This is a genomic window from Nocardia sp. GCM10030253, from assembly GCF_042675075.1.
Lineage (GTDB): Bacteria > Actinomycetota > Actinomycetes > Mycobacteriales > Mycobacteriaceae > Nocardia.
In genome coordinates this window covers 654,940-674,454 of record NZ_JBHTDL010000006.1, presented here as the reverse complement: position 1 = coordinate 674,454, position 19,515 = coordinate 654,940, and the positions used below count along the sequence as shown (strand labels likewise).

General features: G+C 68.4%; 2 protein-coding genes. Both read left to right on the top strand.

Annotation, left to right across the window (positions count from 1 at the left end):
• The first annotated feature begins 105 nt into the window (after nucleotides 1-105).
• The gene (locus ACFQZZ_RS15235; RefSeq protein ID WP_378679999.1) at nucleotides 106-13,956 is read left to right on the top strand and encodes a type I polyketide synthase; all 13,851 of its coding nucleotides are present in this window, start codon (nucleotides 106-108) and stop codon (nucleotides 13,954-13,956) included.
• Between the two features lie 41 nt (nucleotides 13,957-13,997).
• Nucleotides 13,998-19,496: an SDR family NAD(P)-dependent oxidoreductase gene (locus ACFQZZ_RS15230; protein WP_378680561.1), complete on the top strand. Its 5,499-nt coding sequence runs from the start codon at nucleotides 13,998-14,000 to the stop codon at nucleotides 19,494-19,496.
• Nucleotides 19,497-19,515 lie beyond the last annotated feature (19 nt).

Sequence of the window (19,515 nt, the reverse complement as noted above, 5' to 3'; positions counted from 1 at the left end):
TCGGAGTCGACCTACTTTTGAACTCGTTAGTTAGATCTACGAATTAACACACTCGTCAGACGCCTACGGGGGGCCACAGCGTGCATTGAGGAAGGATGTTCAGAGGTGACCGGATCGGCGTTCGAGGTCGCTATCGTCGGCATGTCCTGCAGAATGCCGGGCGCGGCCGATCTCGACAGTTTCTGGCAGCTGCTCAGAGAGGGCCGCGCCGCGATCGGCACGGCTCCCCCGAGGCGGGAGAGCATCACCGAGCGGGCCGGATTCGTCGACACCGTAGGGGAGTTCGACGCGGACTTCTTCGGGGTCTCGCCCAATGAGGCGCGCGCAATCGATCCGCAGCAGCTGCTGGCACTGGAATTGAGCTGGGAGGCTCTCGAGGACGCGGGCCTGGCCGCCACGGCGCGCGATGCCCGGCGGTGCGGTGTGTTCCTCGGCAGCACCGGAAGCGATTTCGCCGAAATCCTGGCCTCCCAGGGTGGCCCAGGTGTCAGCCGCCACTCACTATGGGGTGTCGGACGCGGCATCATCGCGAACCGCGTCTCGAACTACTTCGGTTTCAGCGGCCCGAGCATCCTGGTCGACAGCGCCCAGGCATCCTCGCTGGTCGCGGTGCATCTGGCCTGTGAGAGCCTGCGCAGCGGTGAGAGCGATGTGGCCCTGGCCGGCGGCCTGAACCTGATTCTGTCGCCGACCAGCGGTGAGCGTATAGAGCAGTTCGGCGCGCGCTCGGCGCTCGGCGCCTGCTACACCTTCGATGCGCGGGCCGACGGGTTCGTGCGTGGCGAGGGGGGCGGCATGGTGGTGCTGAAACCGCTGGCGCAGGCGGTCGCGGACGGCGACCGGATCCATGCCGTCATCCGTGGCAGCGCGGTCAACACCGGCAACGAACGCCGAGTGCTGACGGCCCCGAGCCGGGATGCGCAGGCGACGGCGATCCGCTCCGCGCTGACCGTGGCAGGCGTCGAGGCGCAGTCGGTGCAGTACGTCGAATTGCACGGCACCGGAACACCTGCCGGTGATCCGGTGGAGGCCGCCGCGCTCGGCGAAACCTACGGTGTGCGCAGGGAGCGGGATGCGCCGCTGGCCGTCGGATCGGTCAAGACGAATATCGGGCATCTGGAAGGTGCTTCGGGTATCGCGGGTCTCATCAAGGCCGTGCTCTGTCTGAGCCGCCGAGAACTGGTGGCCAGCCTGAACTTCGAGACGCCGAATCCGCGAATTCCGCTCGCGGACTTGGGTTTACGAGTGGTGATGGGCACCGAGAATTGGCCCATGGCCACCGTACGCAGGGCAGGTGTGTCCTCGTTCGGCATGGGAGGCTCCAATGCGCACGTGATCGTGGAGGAGGCGCCTGCCGTCGGGTCCGCCGCGTCCACGGCAGATGGCGCGGCCGGTGCGGTGCCGTGGGTGGTATCGGCCCGCAGCGAGGAAGGTGTCCGGGCGCAAGCAGCCAGGCTGCGGGAGTGGCTGCTCCGCCATTCGGAGCCGGATGTGGCCGATGTGGCCTACTCGCTGCTGGCGACCCGAGCCCAGATGGAGTGGCGCGGCAGCGTCGTCGGGCGGGATCGAGAGGAGCTGCTGGCCGGCTTGGCGGCCCTGGCCGACCCGACCGCGCCCGCCGTGGCGATCGACCCGACAACCGAGCGGGCCGAGCAGCGGCGGGTCGCGTTCGTCTTCCCGGGGCAGGGCAGCCAGTGGGAGGGCATGGCGCTGGGCCTGCTGGATTCGGGTGGGGCGTTCGCGGAGTCGATCGCGGAATGTGAAGCGGCACTTGCGCCGTACGTGGACTGGTCGCTGACGGCGGTGCTGCGTCGCGAAGGTGACGCGCCCCCGCTGGACCGCGTGGACGTGGTGCAGCCGGCGCTGTTCGCGGTGATGGTCTCACTGGCCCGGATGTGGCGAGCGGCCGGCGTGGAGCCGGACGTGGTGATCGGCCATTCCCAGGGCGAGATCGCCGCCGCCTACATCGCTGGTGGACTGTCGCTGTCCGATGCGGCGCGTGTGGTTGCTCTCCGGTCGCGGGCGGTCGCAGATGAGCTGGCTGGACAGGGCGGTATGGCCTCGATCGGACTCGGCGCCGACGCGGTCCGGGAACGTTTGTCGGCGTATGGGGATCGGCTGTCGCTAGCGGCGATGAACGGACCGGCGCAAAGCGTGATAGCCGGTGATGTTCCGGCGATGGAGGAGTTTCTCGCCGCCTGCGCCCACGACGGTGTGTGGGCCCGCCGGATTCCGGTGGATTACGCGTCGCATTCGAAGGCGGTCGAGCGGCTACGCGATCGGTTACTCGAGGAACTGGAGCCGATCCGCCCGCACTCCGGGTCGGTACCGTTCTTTTCCACGGTTTTCGCCGACCGGTTGGATACGGCGGAATTGGACGCTGAATACTGGTATCGGTCGCTGCGGGAACCGGTTCGATTCGCCGATGCTGTGACGGCGCTGATCGCGGGCGGCATCAACGCATTCGTCGAGGCGAGTCCGCATCCGGTGCTCACGATGGGCATCGGCGTAACCGCCGAGGCGGCCGGTGCGGCCGAGGGCGTATCCGTTGTCGGGTCGTTGCGGCGCGGTGCGGGCGGTCCGGAACGGTTCATGGCCTCGCTGGCACAGGCCCATTGCGCCGGTGTGCAGGTGGATCCGCGCGCGCTGGTCTCCGGTGGGGGGCGGGTCGACCTGCCGCTCTACGCGTTCCAGCGCCGTAACTTCTGGGCCGGTGCGCCGGTCGCTTCCGGTGGCTTCACTGGTAGCACCGACGTCGTTGCGGCGACCGGGGAGCAAATCTCCGAAGGTAATGAGCCGACCGCAGCATGGGAGAACGGCCCGCTGGCACGCAAACTGCTGGCGGCTCCGGAATATCAGCGCGACACAGTAGTTCTCGATATTGTTCGTGAGCATGCCGCTGCCGTATTAGGCCACGAGTCGGCCCGATCGATTCACCCCGACCTGCCGTTCACCGAGTTCGGCTTCGACTCCGTCAGCGGGGTGGAGCTGCAGAACCGACTGATACGGGCCACCGGTGTGCCGCTGCCGAAGACGCTCATCTTCGACCATCCGACCGCGGGTGCGATCGCGGCGCTGCTACGGGCGCAGGTCACGGGCACCGACCACGGGCAGCGGCGGGTATCGCGGCGCGCTGAGCTAACCCGCCCCGCAAGCTCCGCCGGCCGACCATCCCCGACGTCGGACGAACCGATCGCGATCGTCGGCATGGGTGCCCGATTCCCGGGCGGTGTGCGATCCGCCGAGGACCTGTGGGATCTGGTGGCCGCGGGCCGGGACGCGATCGGCGAATTCCCTGCCGACCGTGGCTGGGACCTGGACCGGCTGTTCGATCCGGACCCCGACAAACCGGGAAAGGTATACACGCGCCACGGCGGATTCCTCAGCGGTGCAGGCGATTTCGATCCTGGCTTCTTCGGTATCAGCCCCCGCGAAGCGTTGGCGATGGATCCGCAGCAGCGGCTGCTGCTCGAAACAGCATGGGAAGCCCTGGAGGACGCGGGTATCGACCCGATGTCGTTGCGGGGCAGCGATACCGGTGTCTTCGCCGGCGCCTGCTCGTCGGGTTACTCGCGGCGGGTGACTGGTGACCTGGAGGGTTTCCGGCTGACCGGCACGTCGCACAGCGTCATCTCGGGTCGCGTCGCGTACGCGTTCGGCCTGGAAGGTCCGGCGGTGACGGTGGATACGGCGTGCTCGTCGTCGCTGGTGGCGTTGCATCTGGCATGCCAGGCACTGCGCCAGGGCGACAGCTCGCTCATGCTCGCCGGCGGTGTGACCGTCGCGGCCAGCCCGACTCTGTATGTGGACTTCGCCCGCCAGCGCGGCCTGTCACCGGATGGTCGCTGTAAGGCGTTCTCGGCTGCCGCCGACGGTGTGGCATGGTCGGAGGGCTCGGGTGTGCTTGTGCTCGAGCGGCTTTCGGATGCGCAGCGGCTCGGCCACAATATCCTGGCCGTTGTTCGCGGTAGTGCGGTGAATCAAGACGGCGCGAGCAATGGCCTGACCGCACCGAACGGTCCGTCGCAGGAGCGCGTGATCGTGCAGGCCCTCGCCAACGCGGGGATCTCGGCGGTCGACGTGGACGCTGTGGAGGCGCACGGGACCGGCACGACTCTCGGTGATCCGATCGAAGCACAGGCGTTGATCGCCGCCTACGGACAGGATCGCGGCGATCGGGAACCGTTGCGGATCGGGTCCTTGAAATCGAATATCGGCCACGCGGTCGCCGCGGCCGGTGTGGCCGGTGTGATCAAGATGGTGCAGGCGATGCGGCACGAGCGGCTGCCGCGGACGATGCACGCCGAAACGCCTACGCCGCACGTGGATTGGGCGGCGGGCGCGGTGCGTCTGCTGACCGAGGCCGAACCGTGGACCGCGGGCGATCGAGTGCGCCGGGCGGGTGTGTCCTCGTTCGGGATCAGCGGCACCAACGCGCATGTGATCCTCGAAGAAGCACCAGCCGCACCGGTAGCGGCTGCCGAGGGCGACATCGAAGACGATGCGGATCGGCAGTCGAATATGCCGGTTACCCCGCTGCTGGTGTCGGGCAAGGGCGAGGCAGGTCTGCGCGCGCAGGTCGCCCGGCTGCGTACCTGGTTGTCGGAGCGACCGGAGATCGACGTCGCGGACGCGGCCTATTCGCTTGCGACGTCGCGGGCGCAGCTGGATTCGCGCAGTGTGATCCTCGGTCGCGATCGGGACGAATTGCTCGAGCGGCTTGCGAATCTCGCCGAATCGGGGACTGGCACCGGCGTCATCACGGGTGCCACCGGTTCGGGGACGACGGCATTCTTGTTCACCGGTCAGGGTGCACAGCGGATCGGCATGGGCGCCGGCTTGTACGAGGCGTTCCCGGTATTCGCGGGCGTGTTGGATTCGGTGTGCGCCCAGTTCGATCCGGTGCTGGAGTGCTCGCTCGAAGACATCATGTTCGGCGGTACCGGTGCCACGGTCCTGGATCGGACCGAGTTCACCCAGCCCGCGCTGTTCGCCTTCGAGGTGGCGCTGTATCGCTTGCTGGAATCCTTCGGCGTCACCCCGGACGTGTTGATCGGCCATTCGGTCGGAGAAGTCGCGGCCGCATATCTCGCGGGCCTGTGGTCGCTCGAGGATGCGTGCCGGTTGGTGGCGGCGCGTGGCCGTCTCATGGGTGCGTTGCCCGAGGGCGGTGCGATGCTGGCCATCGGGGCGTCCGAAACCGACGTGAACGAGGTCATCGCCCGATACCCCGACCGAGTGTCGATCGCCGCGGTGAACGCACCTGAGGCCCTGGTGATTTCGGGTGACGAGGACGCGGTCGCCGAGATCGAGGCGCTGTTCGTCGAGCGCGGCCGGAAGACGGCGCGGCTGCGGGTAAGTCACGCCTTCCACTCGCATCGGATGGAGCCGATGCTGGCCGAATTCGAGTCTGTCGCAAAGGACTTGACGTACAACCGACTACGCCTACCGGTGGTGTCGAACGTGTCCGGTCAGCTGGCTGGGGACGAGGTAATGGAACCCGCCTACTGGGTTCGGCAAGTGCGGGCCGCGGTGCGTTTCGCGCCGGGTATCGAGACATTGATCTCCTCGGGAGTGCGCCGATTCCTGGAAGTCGGGCCCGACGCGGTACTGGCGGCGATGACCCGGCAGACCATTCCGGAGGGTGTGGAGTCGGTGGTGGCCGCGGCCGCGCGCCGGGATCACGATGAGCTCCAACAATTCCTGACGATGCTGGCGCACGCTCACACGTCCGGTGTGAGCGTGGATTGGACGCCACTGTTCCGTCGCCCGGCGGTACGACGAGTTCCCCTGCCCACCTACGCCTTCCAACACCAGCGATTCTGGTTGCCGCCGCGTCCCGAAGCCACCGGCGACCCCCTTGGCCACCCGTTGCTCACCGGCGTGGTGCCGGTGGCCGGTAAGGACGAGTTCGTTTTCACCGGGCGGTTCTCGCTGCCGACCGACCCGTGGGTCGCCGACCATATGACCTACGGCACCGTGGTGCTGCCGAGCGCGACCCTGGTCGAGTTCCTGCTCGTCGCGGGCAGCAGAATCGATTGCGGCGTCGTCGAGGAGCTGACCCTGGAGGCTCCGATACTTCCGACGGAGGACGACGAGGTCGAGCTCCAGGTGTCGGTGCAGGAGCCGGACGGGACCGGGCGACGGCCGTTCAACTTCTACTTCCGTAAGGCAGGCCGCCGAGCGGGTGAGTGGGTGCGCAACGCCAGCGGCGTACTGGCCCCCTCCCGGGACGGCAATGACGCTCTGCTTGACCGGCTGCGGGACGAGGCATGGCCGCCGGCCGACGCCGAAATCCTCGACACCTCATGGATTCCCGAGCGGATCGCCAAGGGATCCGGACTCGAATACGGTCCGGCGTTCATCGGTGTCGTCGCCGCATGGCAGCGGGGCGGGACCGTCTTCTCCGAGATCACCTTGGATACGGCGGCCGCGTCCGAACCGGAGCGGTTCGATCTGCATCCCGCTCTGCTCGACCTGGTGATGCACGCCGGGCTGGCCGGGCTCGTCTGGCACGATCAGGACAGCGATCCGAACACCGGCCGGTTGCTGTTCCGCTGGGGCGGGGCGCGACTGCACCAGCCGCTGGTCAAGGCGACGACGCTGCGGGTCATCGCCGTCGCGAGCGGCCCGGAGACGGTCTCCGTTGCGACCGTTGACGATTCGGGACGGCCCGTGATCTCCGTCGACGCGGTCGTCATGCGGCCATACGACGTGAAACAGATGCGCGCCACACTGGCCGGGGATGACGCCGACCTCTACGAGATCCAGTGGACGCCCGCACCGGCGGCGACATCGAGTCTGTCCGCGGACCGGATGGCCGTACTCGGTTCGGTACCGGTCGCCGGATTCGAAACCTGCTACCCGACCCCATCGGAACTCGTTGCGGCACAGGTGATTCCGGATGTCGTGATCTGGCATCCGGAGGTCATCGGTGTGGCCGAGGATCCGGCGATCGTTCGCGGCCACCTGGAAACGGTCTTGGCGACGGTACAGGCCTGGCTGGCGGAAGAACGCCTGGCCGACACTCGGCTGGTCGTGGTGACGGCGAACGCTGCCGCGCTGCCGGGCGCGGCACCGGATCTCGCCGCGGCAGCCGTCTGGGGCCTGATGCGCAGCGCCCAATCCGAATATCCGGGCCGGTTCATCCTCCTCGACGCCGACCCGTCGGCAGCCGCGTCCATGGATCACCCGACGCTGGTCGGCGCGGTGATCGCGGCAGACGAACCGCAGGCCGCGGTGCGCGACGGAGCATTGCTCGTGCCGAGACTGGCGAGAGCACAAGCCGAGCACGATGCCGAGCCGGGCCAGGCCCACCCATCGCCCGACCGCCACCCCCCATCGAGTCGCTACGCGGCGCAGTCATTTGGCACCGGTACCGTACTGATCACCGGCGGCACCGGTGGCCTCGGCGCACTCGTGGCCCGACATCTGGTCGCCGCACACGCGGTCCGCCGTTTGCTGCTGGTCTCCAGGCGTGGCGAAACTGCCGACGGTGCGACGGAACTGGTGTCCGAGCTGTCGGAAGCCGGCGCCGCTGTCAGGGTGGCGGCCTGCGATGTAGGCGATCGAGAAGCCCTCCGTTCGCTGCTGGATTCGATCGAGTCCGATCATCCGCTGACCGGCGTCGTACATGCGGCGGGTGTCCTCGACGACGGCACCCTCGCAGGCCTGACCGCCGAGCAACTGCGGCGAGTGTTCAGCTCGAAGGCCACCGCCGCTTGGCACCTGCACGAGCTCACTCGCGACCGTGACTTGTCGGCCTTCGTGCTGTTCTCCTCTATCGCGGCAACGGTCGGAACGGCGGGACAGGCCAACTACGCGGCCGCCAACGCATTCCTCGACGCGCTGGCGTACCGTCGCCGAGCCGAAGGGCTGTCTGCGATTTCGCTGGCGTGGGGGCCCTGGAATGCCGCCGTCGGCATGACCGGTGGTTTGGACCGCAGCGCCGTCGCCCGCTGGGAAAGGCTCGGCCTCCACCCACTCGGGAACGACGAAGGTCTCCGGCTGCTCGATGCGGCCACCGGCCGCGCCGCCGCGCACCTGGCAGCGATCGGGTTCGACCCGGCGGAGCTGCGCCGCGAAGCGCGCAACGGTGCGGTGCCGACAGTGTTCCGCGGTTTCCTGCCCCGCACTACGGACCGGACCACGGCCGCGTCGAGTTCGCTTGGCACACGACTGAGCCGGATACCGGAGGGCCGACGCGCCGAGGTGGTGCTCGACCTGGTCCGGGAGCACGCGGCGGCCGTGCTGGGGCACGGCTCCGCCGAAGACATCAGTCCCGACCAGCGATTCGACGCACTGGGATTCGACTCGCTCGGCGGCGTCGAATTCCGCAACCGTTTGTCGAAGGCCACCGGTGTCCCGCTGCCGTCCACCCTGGTCTTCGACCACCCCACCGCCGCGGCGGTCGCGACCCTCTTGCACTCCAAGATCGAGGGAACAGAATCCGGTCCAAGGACCTCACGGGTGTCGCGCCGCGTCCGCGTGGACGAGCCCATCGCGATCGTCGGCATGAGCTGTCGATTCCCCGGCGGCGTCCGAACCCCGGAGCAGTTGTGGGATCTGGTGCGGTCGGGTACCGATGCCACCACCGAATTCCCGAGCGATCGTGGCTGGGATCTCGTGCAGCTGATCGACCAGGACCCGGACAAGCCCGGCACGGTCTACAGCCGCGGCGGCGGATTCCTGGACGACGCAGGCGATTTCGACGCCGGATTCTTCGGAATCAGCCCGCGGGAAGCTCTGGCGATGGATCCGCAGCAGCGGTTGCTGCTGGAAGCATCATGGGAGGCACTGGAGGAATCCGGAATCGACCCGATCACGTTGCGCGGCAGCGACACCGGTGTGTTCGCTGGCGCGTGCGCCTCGGGGTACGTCGACCATGTCACCGGCGACCTGGAAGGCTTCCGGCTGACCGGCACCACCCACAGTGTCGTCTCCGGCCGCGTGGCATACGTTTTCGGCCTCGAGGGACCAGCGGTCACGATCGATACCGCATGCTCGTCCTCACTGGTGGCCATGCATCTTGCGTGTCAGGCCCTGCGTCAGGGCGAAACATCGCTGGCCGTGGCCGGTGGCGTCACCGTGGCCGCAACCCCTTATCTCTCCGTGGATTTCGCGCGCCAACGCGGCCTGTCGCCGGATGGCCGATGCAAGGCGTTCTCCGCCGCGGCCGACGGTGTGGCCTTCGCCGAGGGCGTGGGCGTACTGATCCTGGAGCGGCTGTCGGACGCGCAGCGGCTAGGCCATGACGTCTTGGCCGTCATCCGGGGCAGTGCGGTGAATCAAGACGGTGCGAGCAATGGCCTGACCGCGCCGAACGGTCCGTCGCAGGAGCGAGTGATCGCGCAGGCCCTCGCGAATGCCGGGCTCACACCCGCCGACGTGGATGCGGTGGAAGCGCACGGAACCGGCACTCCCCTTGGGGATCCCATCGAAGCCAACGCGTTGATCGCCGCATACGGGCAGGATCGCGGGGATCGGGAGCCGCTGCGCATCGGATCGATCAAATCGAATATCGGTCATACCGTCGCGGCGGCCGGTGTCGGTGGCGTGATCAAGATGGTGCAGGCGCTGCGACACGAAGCCCTGCCCCCGACCTTGCACGCGGAAACGCCTTCCCCGCACGTGGATTGGTCGGCCGGAGCGGTGCGCCTGCTGAACCATCCGGAACCATGGCGCGCAGGGGGAACGGTTCGCCGAGCCGGTGTGTCCTCGTTCGGAGTCAGCGGCACCAACGCCCACGTGATCCTCGAGGAGGCGCCCGCCCCGCAGCCTGTCGTCTCGCCACCGGCTACCGACGACCCGCACACGGCGGTGCCATGGCTGGTGTCGGCCAAGAGTGAGACCGCCCTGCGGGCACAGGCGGCAAAACTGCAGCAGTGGCTGATCGATCACCCCGACGCCGATCCGGCGGATGTGGCGTATTCGCTCGTGACGACACGTGCGCAGCACGAGTGGCGAGCGGCGGTCCTCGGTTCCGATCGCGACGAACTGCTCGCGCGGCTGGCGAAGCTGGTCGCCGGATCCGCCTCGGCCGGAGTGGTTTCCGGCACCGCGGGCTCGGGGAAGACCGCCTTCCTGTTCACCGGCCAGGGCGCGCAGCGGGTCGGTATGGGCGCAGGCCTGTCCGAGGCCTTCCCGGTATTCGCCGCAGCGCTGGACGAGGTGTGCGCCCGGTTCGATCCGCTGCTCGGATGTTCCCTGAAGCAAGCGATGTTCACCGGACACCTGATCGACGATCAGGGAGTCGCCCCGGAGACCGGGATTCTGGATCGGACACGTCTGACCCAGCCCGCGCTGTTCACGTTCGAAGTGGCGCTGTATCGGCTACTGGAGTCGTTCGGACTCGTCCCGGACATGGTGATCGGGCACTCGATCGGTGAACTGGCCGCGGCGTATGTGGCCGGTGTGTGGTCACTGGAAGACGCCTGCGAGCTGGTCGCGGCACGAGGGCGGCTGATGGATGCGCTGCCGGCGGGCGGCGCGATGCTCGCGGTGGCCGCGTCCGAGACCGAAATCAGCGCGGCGATCGCCGGATTCGGTGATCGGGTGTCATTGGCGGCGGTGAATGCGCCTGCGGCCGTGGTGATCTCGGGTGACGAGGACGTCGTCGACGAGATCGATCGGCAGTTCGCCGAGCGGGGTCGCAAGACGAGCCGACTGCGCGTGTCTCATGCGTTCCATTCCCCTCGGATGGAGCCCATGCTGGCCGAGTTCGAGGCCCTCGCGGCGGGAGTAACCTTCAACGCCCCACGGATTCCGTTGGTGTCGAACATCTCCGGCCGGATCGCCGGCGACGAGATACTGGATCCGGGGTACTGGGTGTCACAGGTGCGCGCCGCGGTGCGTTTCGCGCCCGGTGTCGAGACGCTGGTGGCATCGGGCGTGCGCCGGTTCCTCGAAGTCGGACCCGACGCGGTGCTGGCGGCGATGACGCGGCACACGCTTCCCGCGGAGGTCGAGGCTCGATCGGTGGTCGCCGCGGCGGGCCGCCGGGATCACGACGAGGTCGAGCAGTTCCTGACCATGCTCGGCCACGCGCACACCGCCGGTCTGGCCGTCGACTGGAATCCGCTGTTCGCCACCCGCCAGATGTCGCGAATCGCCTTGCCCACCTATGCCTTCGAGCATCGGCGGTACTGGCTCGAACCCAGCCTCGGCGAGCCGCGGAAGGCCGCCTCGGGCCACCCGCTGCTCACCGACGTAGTGCGAGTGGCCGACCGCGACGAGTGGCTGTTCACGGGGCGGCTCTCGCTGCGCACCCATCCCTGGATCGCCGACCACACCACCTACGGCGTGGTGCTCGTCCCGAGTGCCGCGCTCATGGAGATGCTGCTGGTCGCGGGTCCGCGGATCGGATGCAGTGCCGTGGAGGAACTCACCCTCGAGACGCCGATCCTCCCGCCGGCAGACGGCGAGGTCGAACTCCAGGTACTTGTGCGGGAACCCGATTCCACGGGACGCCGATCGTTCACGTTCCACTACCGCCTCACCGGCGATAGGGCCGACAGCGAGTGGACGCGCAACGCCAGTGGCGTGCTGAGCAGCCGACAGCTGATCGACATCGGACTCATGGACATGCTGCGCAACGCGCCGTGGCCGCCCGTCGACGCCGAACCGGTGGATACCGACTGGATTCCGGCCCAGGTGGCGCGTGCCGCCGGACTGGAATACGGTGCCTCCTTCATCGGCGTCGACGCCGCATGGCGCAGCGGTGACACGGTTTTCTCCGAGGTTACCCTGAACCAGGAATTCTCGGCCGAACGGTTCCAGCTGCATCCGGCGCTGTTCGACATGGTGATGCATGCGGGTATCGCCTGTTTGATCTGGCCCGACCACCAGGGCAATCCCGCCGAGGGCAAACTCCTGTTCCGTTGGGGCGGAACGCAAATTCACACCACGTCCACAGTCAGGACGTTGCGGGTGATGGCCATCCAGCGCAGCGATGAGGCGATCACCGTCGTGGCGATCGACCAGGACGGAACTCCGGTGGTCACCATCGACGAAGCGGTCATGCGCTCCTACGACGTCCAGCAGTTCCGCGCCACGCTGCCGGGCGGACGCGCGGCACGGTACGGGTTGCGCTGGGCGGCGGTGGAGAAGCCCGACGGACACACCCCGACCGGGAGCGCAGCCGTGCTCGGAGCCGCGCACGTGGACGGAATCGACGAGCGGTATCCGGATCTGACCGCGCTCGCTTCGGCTTCGACCGTTCCTGACGTCGTGGTGTGGTCCGAAGCCGCTGCGCTGCACGGTGATTCGCAGACATCCGCGCGCGATCGGGTCAATGCCGCCTTGCGCACGGTGCGAGACTGGTTGGCCGACGAACGATTCGCGCGGTCGCAGCTGGTTGTGATGACCAGCCGTGCGGCAGCCCTGCCCGATGAGTCACCGAATATCGCATCCGCTGCGGTGTGGGGGCTGATACGCAGCGCTCAGACCGAATATCCGGAGCGGATCGTGCTGCTCGACGCGGACGAATCCGGTGGTGCACAGCACATTTCGGCGGACTCGATCCGAGCCGTGCTCGAGACCGGAGAGCCGCAGGTGGCAGTGCGGGGCGACCATGTCCTGATACCGCGACTGGAGGCACTGACCTCAGGAGATGTCACAGAGCAAGTATCGTTCGGGTCCGGAACCGTTCTGATCACCGGCGGGACCGGGGGATTGGGCGCGCTGCTGGCCAGGCACCTGGTCACCACGCACGGTGTGCGGCGACTATTGCTGGTCTCTCGCCGTGGCGAGCGTGCCGACGGTGCAACGGAACTCGCGGCGGAACTGTCCCGATCCGGCGCAGAGGTGCGGATCGCCGCCTGCGATGTCACCGACCGTGACGCGCTTCGAGAGCTGCTCTTCAGCCTGCCCGCGGAGCACCCGCTCACCGGTGTCGTCCACACCGCGGGCGTGCTCGACGACGGCACGTTCCACACGCTCACCGGTCACCAGGTCGATCGGGTGTTCGCTCCCAAGGCCGATGCGGCGTGGCATCTGCACGAACTCACCCGGGACCTGAATCTGTCGGCGTTCGTGATGTTCTCCTCGATTGCCGGAATGATCGGTTCGGCCGGGCAAGCGAATTACGCTGCCGCGAACAGCTTCCTGGACGCCCTCGCGATGCAACGCCGCGCCGCGGGACTACCGGCGCTCTCACTCGCCTGGGGGCCGTGGCAGCAGGACATCGGCATGACCGGCGCGCTGGATCGCACGGCCATGAGCCGGTGGGAGCGACTGGGCCTGGCTGCGCTGGACCGAACCGACGGCCTGCGATTGTTCGATGAATCGCTGACTACGGCCGAACCGGTGTCAGCGTTGTTGCAGCTGGATACCGACAAACTGCGCCTGGAAGCGCATACGGGTCCGATTTCGGCGGTGCTGCGCGGGTTCGTTCGCGCACGCGGCCGGTCGGCCCCGACATCGAGTGGTGAACTGTCGCTCGGGGAGCGTCTGCACGGTGTGGCGGAGGCGAAGCGACGTGGGGTCGTCCTGGATCTGGTGCGGGAACACGTGGCGGCGGTGCTCGGTTACGGGTCGGCCGAGGACATCGGACCCGATCGCGGCTTCAGCGAACTCGGCTTCGATTCCCTCGGCGGAGTCGAGTTCCGGAATCGGCTCTCGAAGGTGACGGGGCTGTCGCTGCCCTCGACCTTGGTCTTCGACTACCCGACCGCAGGAGATGTCGCCGACTACCTGCTGGCGGAGACCGCGGTGACAGCGCCTGCACAACCGACGTCGGCGGTGCCCGACGACATCGCGCGGCTCGAGGCCCTGCTCGAGCGGATCATCGCCGACGGTAGCGACAACGACGAGACCGTCGCCGGATTGCGGGGCGTCAACGAGCGCCTCCGCACCTATCTGGCAGGCAGGTGGTCGGACGATGAGTTCGATGATCTCGAATTCCGTTCCGACAGTGAGCTTTTGGATCTGATTGACGAGGAGTTCGGCCCAGCATGACCAACCCCGGCACCAGCAACGAGGAACGGCTCAGCCGGTATCTGCGGAAGCTCACCGGAGACCTTCGCGCCGCCAAGAAGCACATCCAGCAACTGGAGGACCGTGCCGGCGAACCGATCGCGATCGTCGGCATGAGCTGTCGGTATCCAGGCGGTGTCGAAACTCCGGCGCAGTTGTGGGATTTGGTCGCTTCCGGCACCGACGCTGTCGGTCCGTTCCCGGCCGACCGAGGCTGGGACCTCGAGCGCCTGTTCGACTCCGATCCGGATGTGCCGGGGACCATTTACACCCGAGAAGGCGGATTCCTGGACGCGGCAGGCGATTTCGATGCGGGATTCTTCGGAATCGGTCCACGCGCTGCCGAGGCGATGGATCCGCAGCAGCGCCTGTTCCTGGAAGCGGCATGGGAGGCATTGGAGGACGCCGGCATCGATCCGGTGACGCTGCGCGGCAGCGACACCGGAGTGTTCGCCGGCGTGATCCACCAGGACTACGGGCCCCGCGTGGGTTCGCCGGGCCTGACCGCCGAGTCGGAAGGCCATGCCTACCTGGGTGGTTCGGCCAGCGTTCTTTCCGGGCGCGTCGCCTTCACCTTCGGGTTCAAAGGTCCGGCACTCTCGGTGGACACGGCGTGCTCGTCGTCGCTGGTCGCCCTGCACCTCGCGTGTCAGGCGTTGCGTCAGGGCGAGACCTCTCTCGCTTTGGTTGGCGGGGTCACCGTGATGTCCGACCCCACGCTGCTGATCGCCTTCGGCAGGCAGCGTGCGCTTTCACCGGATGCCCGGTGTAAGGCCTTCGCGGCAGCGGCGAACGGGACAGGATTCTCCGAGGGCCTCGGTATGCTCGCGGTCGAGCGGTTGTCGGATGCACGCCGTCATGGCCACCAGGTCCTCGCGGTCATCCGCGGCAGCGCGGTCAACCAGGACGGCGCCAGCAATGCTCTGACCGCACCGAACGGTCCTTCGCAGGAAAAGGTGATCGCGCAGGCCCTCGCCAGTGCCGGTCTGACGCCCGCCGACGTGGATGCGGTCGAAGCGCACGGCACCGGCACCCCCCTCGGCGACCCGATCGAGGCGCGGGCGCTGATCGCCGCCTACGGACGCGATCGCGCCGGAGAGCCGCTGCGGATCGGCTCGCTCAAGTCGAACATCGGCCACACCTCCGCCGCGGCGGGTGTCGGCGGCGTGATCAAGATGGTGCAGGCGATGCGGCACGACATGCTGCCCGCGACACTGCATGTCGATGCGCCGACCCCGCATGTCGACTGGTCCGCTGGCTCGGTGCGGCTGCTCACCACGGCGGAACCCTGGCCCGCGGGGGAGCGAGTCCGGCGTGCCGGAGTGTCGTCCTTCGGCGCCAGTGGCACGAACGCGCACGTGATTCTGGAGGAAGCCCCTGCTCTCGAAGGGGCTTCCACCGAGACGGCGGCCGAGGCACCTGATCAGGGTGCGAAAGCTTTGGCGGCGGGCGTCTCCACCTGGCTGCTCTCGGCGAAGACCGAGGACGGCCTGCGCGCGCAGGCGGCCAAGCTGCGGCAGTTTACGATCGAGCACCCCGACGTGGCGGTCGACGATATCGGCTATTCACTCCTCACCACTCGTGCCCGCCTGGACTGGAGGGGCGCGGTGGTCGCCGGCGATCGCGACACACTGCTGGCCGGCCTGGCGGCGCTCGCGGAGCACGGCTCGGCGTGCACGGCCGCCGGCGTGACGGCAGCACAGGCGATGTCGCGCAGGACCGCCTTCCTGTGCACCGGGCAGGGCGCCCAGCGGGCCGGTATGGGACGTGAACTCTACGAAGCGTTTCCGGTGTTCGCCGCGGCGCTGGACGAGGTGTGCGAACAGTTCGATCCACTGCTGGGCGTTTCGCTGCGGCAGGTGATGTTCACCGGCGGCGGGCCGGACGATGCCGGTCTGCTGGATCGGACGGATTTCACCCAGCCCGCCCTGTTCGCCTACGAGGTCGCGGTGTGCCGGCTCCTGGATTCGTTCGGTGTCACACCGGAATACCTGATCGGGCATTCGATCGGCGAGCTGGTCGCCGCGTATCTCGCCGGTGTCTGGACGCTTCCGGACGCGTGTCGGCTGGTCGCGGCGCGGGGGCGCCTGATGGGCCTGCTGCCCGAAGGGGGTGCGATGCTGGCCGTCGCGGCGAGCGAACACGAAGTCTCCGAGGCACTCGCCGGCCAGGCCGGCCGGGTGTCCCTCGCTGCGGTGAATGCGCCGCAGGCCGTGGTGGTGTCTGGTGACGAGGACGCGGTGGCGGCGATCGAGCAGCAGTTCGCCGACCGCGGGCGCAAGACCTCGCGGCTGCGGGTGTCGCACGCGTTCCATTCCCACCGGATGGATCCGATGCTGGCCGAGTTCACCACTGTCGCAAGGGATGTCAGCTACCGCCGCCCGCAGCTGCCGCTGGTGTCGAACCTGTCCGGGCGGATCGCCGGTGACGAAGTGCTCGACCCTGCCTACTGGGTCAGGCAGGTGCGGTCGGCCGTGCGCTTCGCCCCCGGGATCGAGTCGCTGGCGGCCGCCGGAGTGCGCCGATTCCTCGAAGTCGGTCCGGATGCCGTCCTGGCGGCCATGACCCGGCAGAGCCTGCCGGAGGACATCGAATCGCAGTCGTCGGTGATCGCCGGAGCCCGCCGCGGGCACGGCGAGGTCGAGCAGTTCGTGACCGGTCTGGCGCGGGCGCACGCGGCCGGTGCCGACGTCGACTGGCGGGAGTTCTTCGCCGCCCCTCCGGTCTCGCGAGTGTCGTTGCCCACCTACGCCTTCCAGCGTCGCCGCTACTGGCTCGAGACCACACCGGGTATCGCCGATGCCGATTCCCTTGGTCTGCGGGTGGTGGCTCACCCCATGCTGGACGCGGCCGTGCCGATGGCGGCCGGTGGTGTCGTCCTGACCGGACAGCTGTCTGCGCTGTCGCAGCCGTGGCTGGCCGACCACGTCATCGGCGGGGCCATGTTGCTGCCAGGGACCGGGTTCGTGGAGTTGGCGTTGCGTGCCGGTCGTGAAGCCGGGTGCCCGGTGATCGAGGAGTTGATGCTGCGGGCGCCGCTGGTGTTCCCCCCGTCGGGCGGGGTGCGGATTCAGGTCGTCGTCGGCGGACCCGAGCCGGAGTCGGCGCAGCGGTCGCTATCGATCTATTCCCGCGGTGCACACGACCACGACGGCCAGTGGGAACTGCACGCGCATGGGCTGCTGACCAGCCGAGACGACACGGCGATGCCCGAGCCGGAGGCCTGGCCGCCGGCTGCGGCGACCGCTGTCGAGATCGACTACACGAAGTTCCTGACGCGCGGTTACGACCTGGGACCGGCCTTCCGAGGTGTGCGGGCGCTGTGGCGCCGCGGCGAAGAGGTGTTCGCCGAGATTGCCGTCGACGCGGACACCGGCGTGCACGGTGCGGGATTCGGAATTCATCCGGCACTGCTGGATGCGACCCTGCAGTCTGGACTGCTGGCCGGCGTGCAGGAGATCCCGCCGGGTCAGGTCGTCTTGCCGTTCGCGTGGCAGTCGGTGGCACTGTATGCGGCCGAGGCATCGGTGCTGCGGGTGCGGCTGACCGCCACCGGTTCGTCGGTGTCGGTGTCGATGACCGATGGGCACGGACAACCGGTGCTGTCGGGCGAGATGTCGACCCGTCCGATGCCGGTGGCGCAGCTGGCCGCGACCGCGGCGGGTGCGGGCGGTGCGGCCGCTCCGGTCCTGGAAGTGGTGTGGTCGCCGACCGAATCCGAGCCCCAGGTGGCGGATTCGGAAGTGGGCCGGTGGGATCGGCTGGGTCCGGAGTCGCCGGTGCCCCCGCTGGTCGTGGTCGAGGCCGGGTCCGGCTGGACCGATCACACCGGCGCCGATGTGGTGACCACGACCCACGCCGAGGTCGCCCGGATGCTCGAGGTGGTGCAGGCGTGGCTGGGGCAGGACCGGTTCGCGTCGAGCCGGCTGGTGGTCGCGACGCGTGGCGCGGTCGCCCTGCCCGGTGAGGATGTCACCGACTTCGCCGGTGCCGCGGTGTGGGGTTTGGTGCGGAGCGCGCAGTCGGAGGATCCGGGCCGAATCCACTTGGTCGACACCGACACCCGTATCGACGAGCGGCTCGCGGCGCCGGCCGCGGCCGAACCGCAGGTGGTGGTGCGCGCCGGTGTCGCCCACACCGCTCGACTCGGCCGGTCCACCGTGGTGTCACCTACGACCGGCGGCGAAGCGTCCGCCTTCGGCACGGGAACAGTGCTGATCACCGGTGGCACCGGTGGTTTGGGTGCGGTGGTCGCCCGGCACGTGGTCGTCGAGCACGGGGTGCGGTCGTTGCTGCTGGTCAGCCGCCGTGGCCCGCAAGCCGACGGTGTCGCAGCTCTGTCCGCCGAGTTGGAGCAACTTGGCGCGCAGGTTCGAGTGGTGGCGTGTGATGTCACCGATCCCGGCGCGGTGAGCCGCTTGGTGGCCGATGTGTCCGAGCCGTGGCCGTTGACCGGGGTGATCCATGCCGCGGGCGTGCTCGACGACGGGGTCATCGCGGCGTTGACCGCGTCCCGGGTGGATGCGGTGCTGGCGCCGAAGGCCGACGCCGCCTGGTATCTGCACGAGGCGACAGCGGATCTGAATCTGGCTGCGTTCGTGGTGTTCTCGTCGTTGTCGGGCACGGTCGGCGGCCCCGGGCAGGCCAACTACGCGGCGGCGAACACCTTCGTCGACGGTCTGGTGGCCCACCGGCGAGCACGAGGGCTGGCCGGTCGGTCACTGGCCTGGGGTCCGTGGGCACGCTCCAATGGCATGACCGGACACCTGACCGATGCCGATGCGGCCCGGACGATGCGCGCCGGATTCACCGCGTTGTCGGACGAGCAGGCCTTGGCCGCATGGGATTCGGTGCTCGAAACGGGTCCGGGCCACGCGGTGATCGCCGGCGTCGACACCACCGCGATCCGCGCCCAAGCCGATGCCGGACTGCTGCCACCCCTGCTGCGGGAACTGGTACCACCGGCGGCCACCCGTCCGGCGGCGAACTCGATGGCGATATCCGGTCTGCGGCAACGGCTTGCCGGCCTGGATGCCGATCGGCAGCGGCAGGTCGTGCTCGATACCGTCCGTGCGCACGTGACGGCCGTGCTCGGCCGGGACGCCGTGTCCGCGCTCGATGCCGACCGCAGCACCTTCCAGGACCTGGGATTCGATTCCTTGGGTGCGGTCGAGCTGCGCAACCGGGTCAAAGCGGATACCGGTCTGGCGCTGGCGGCCACCGTGGTTTTCGACTACCCCACACCCGCCGCGCTGGCCGAGTACCTGCGCGAACAACTGTCGGACGGGCCCGCGGAAAAGCCGGTTCGTTCGATCGACGCGGTATTCGAGGATGTGGAATCCGCCCTCGCGACCGGAAATTGGGGCGAGGAGGAAAAGGCCCGGATTGTGGCTCGGTTGCAGTCCATTGCGACCAGTTGGGCAGCTCGAATCGACACCGCTGGTGTCCATCGCGACGACGATGTGGCAAACGCCGACGAAGCAGAGCTTTTCGCGATTCTCGACAGCGAACTAGAAGCCTGAGCACTGAATTCCTCGAGTT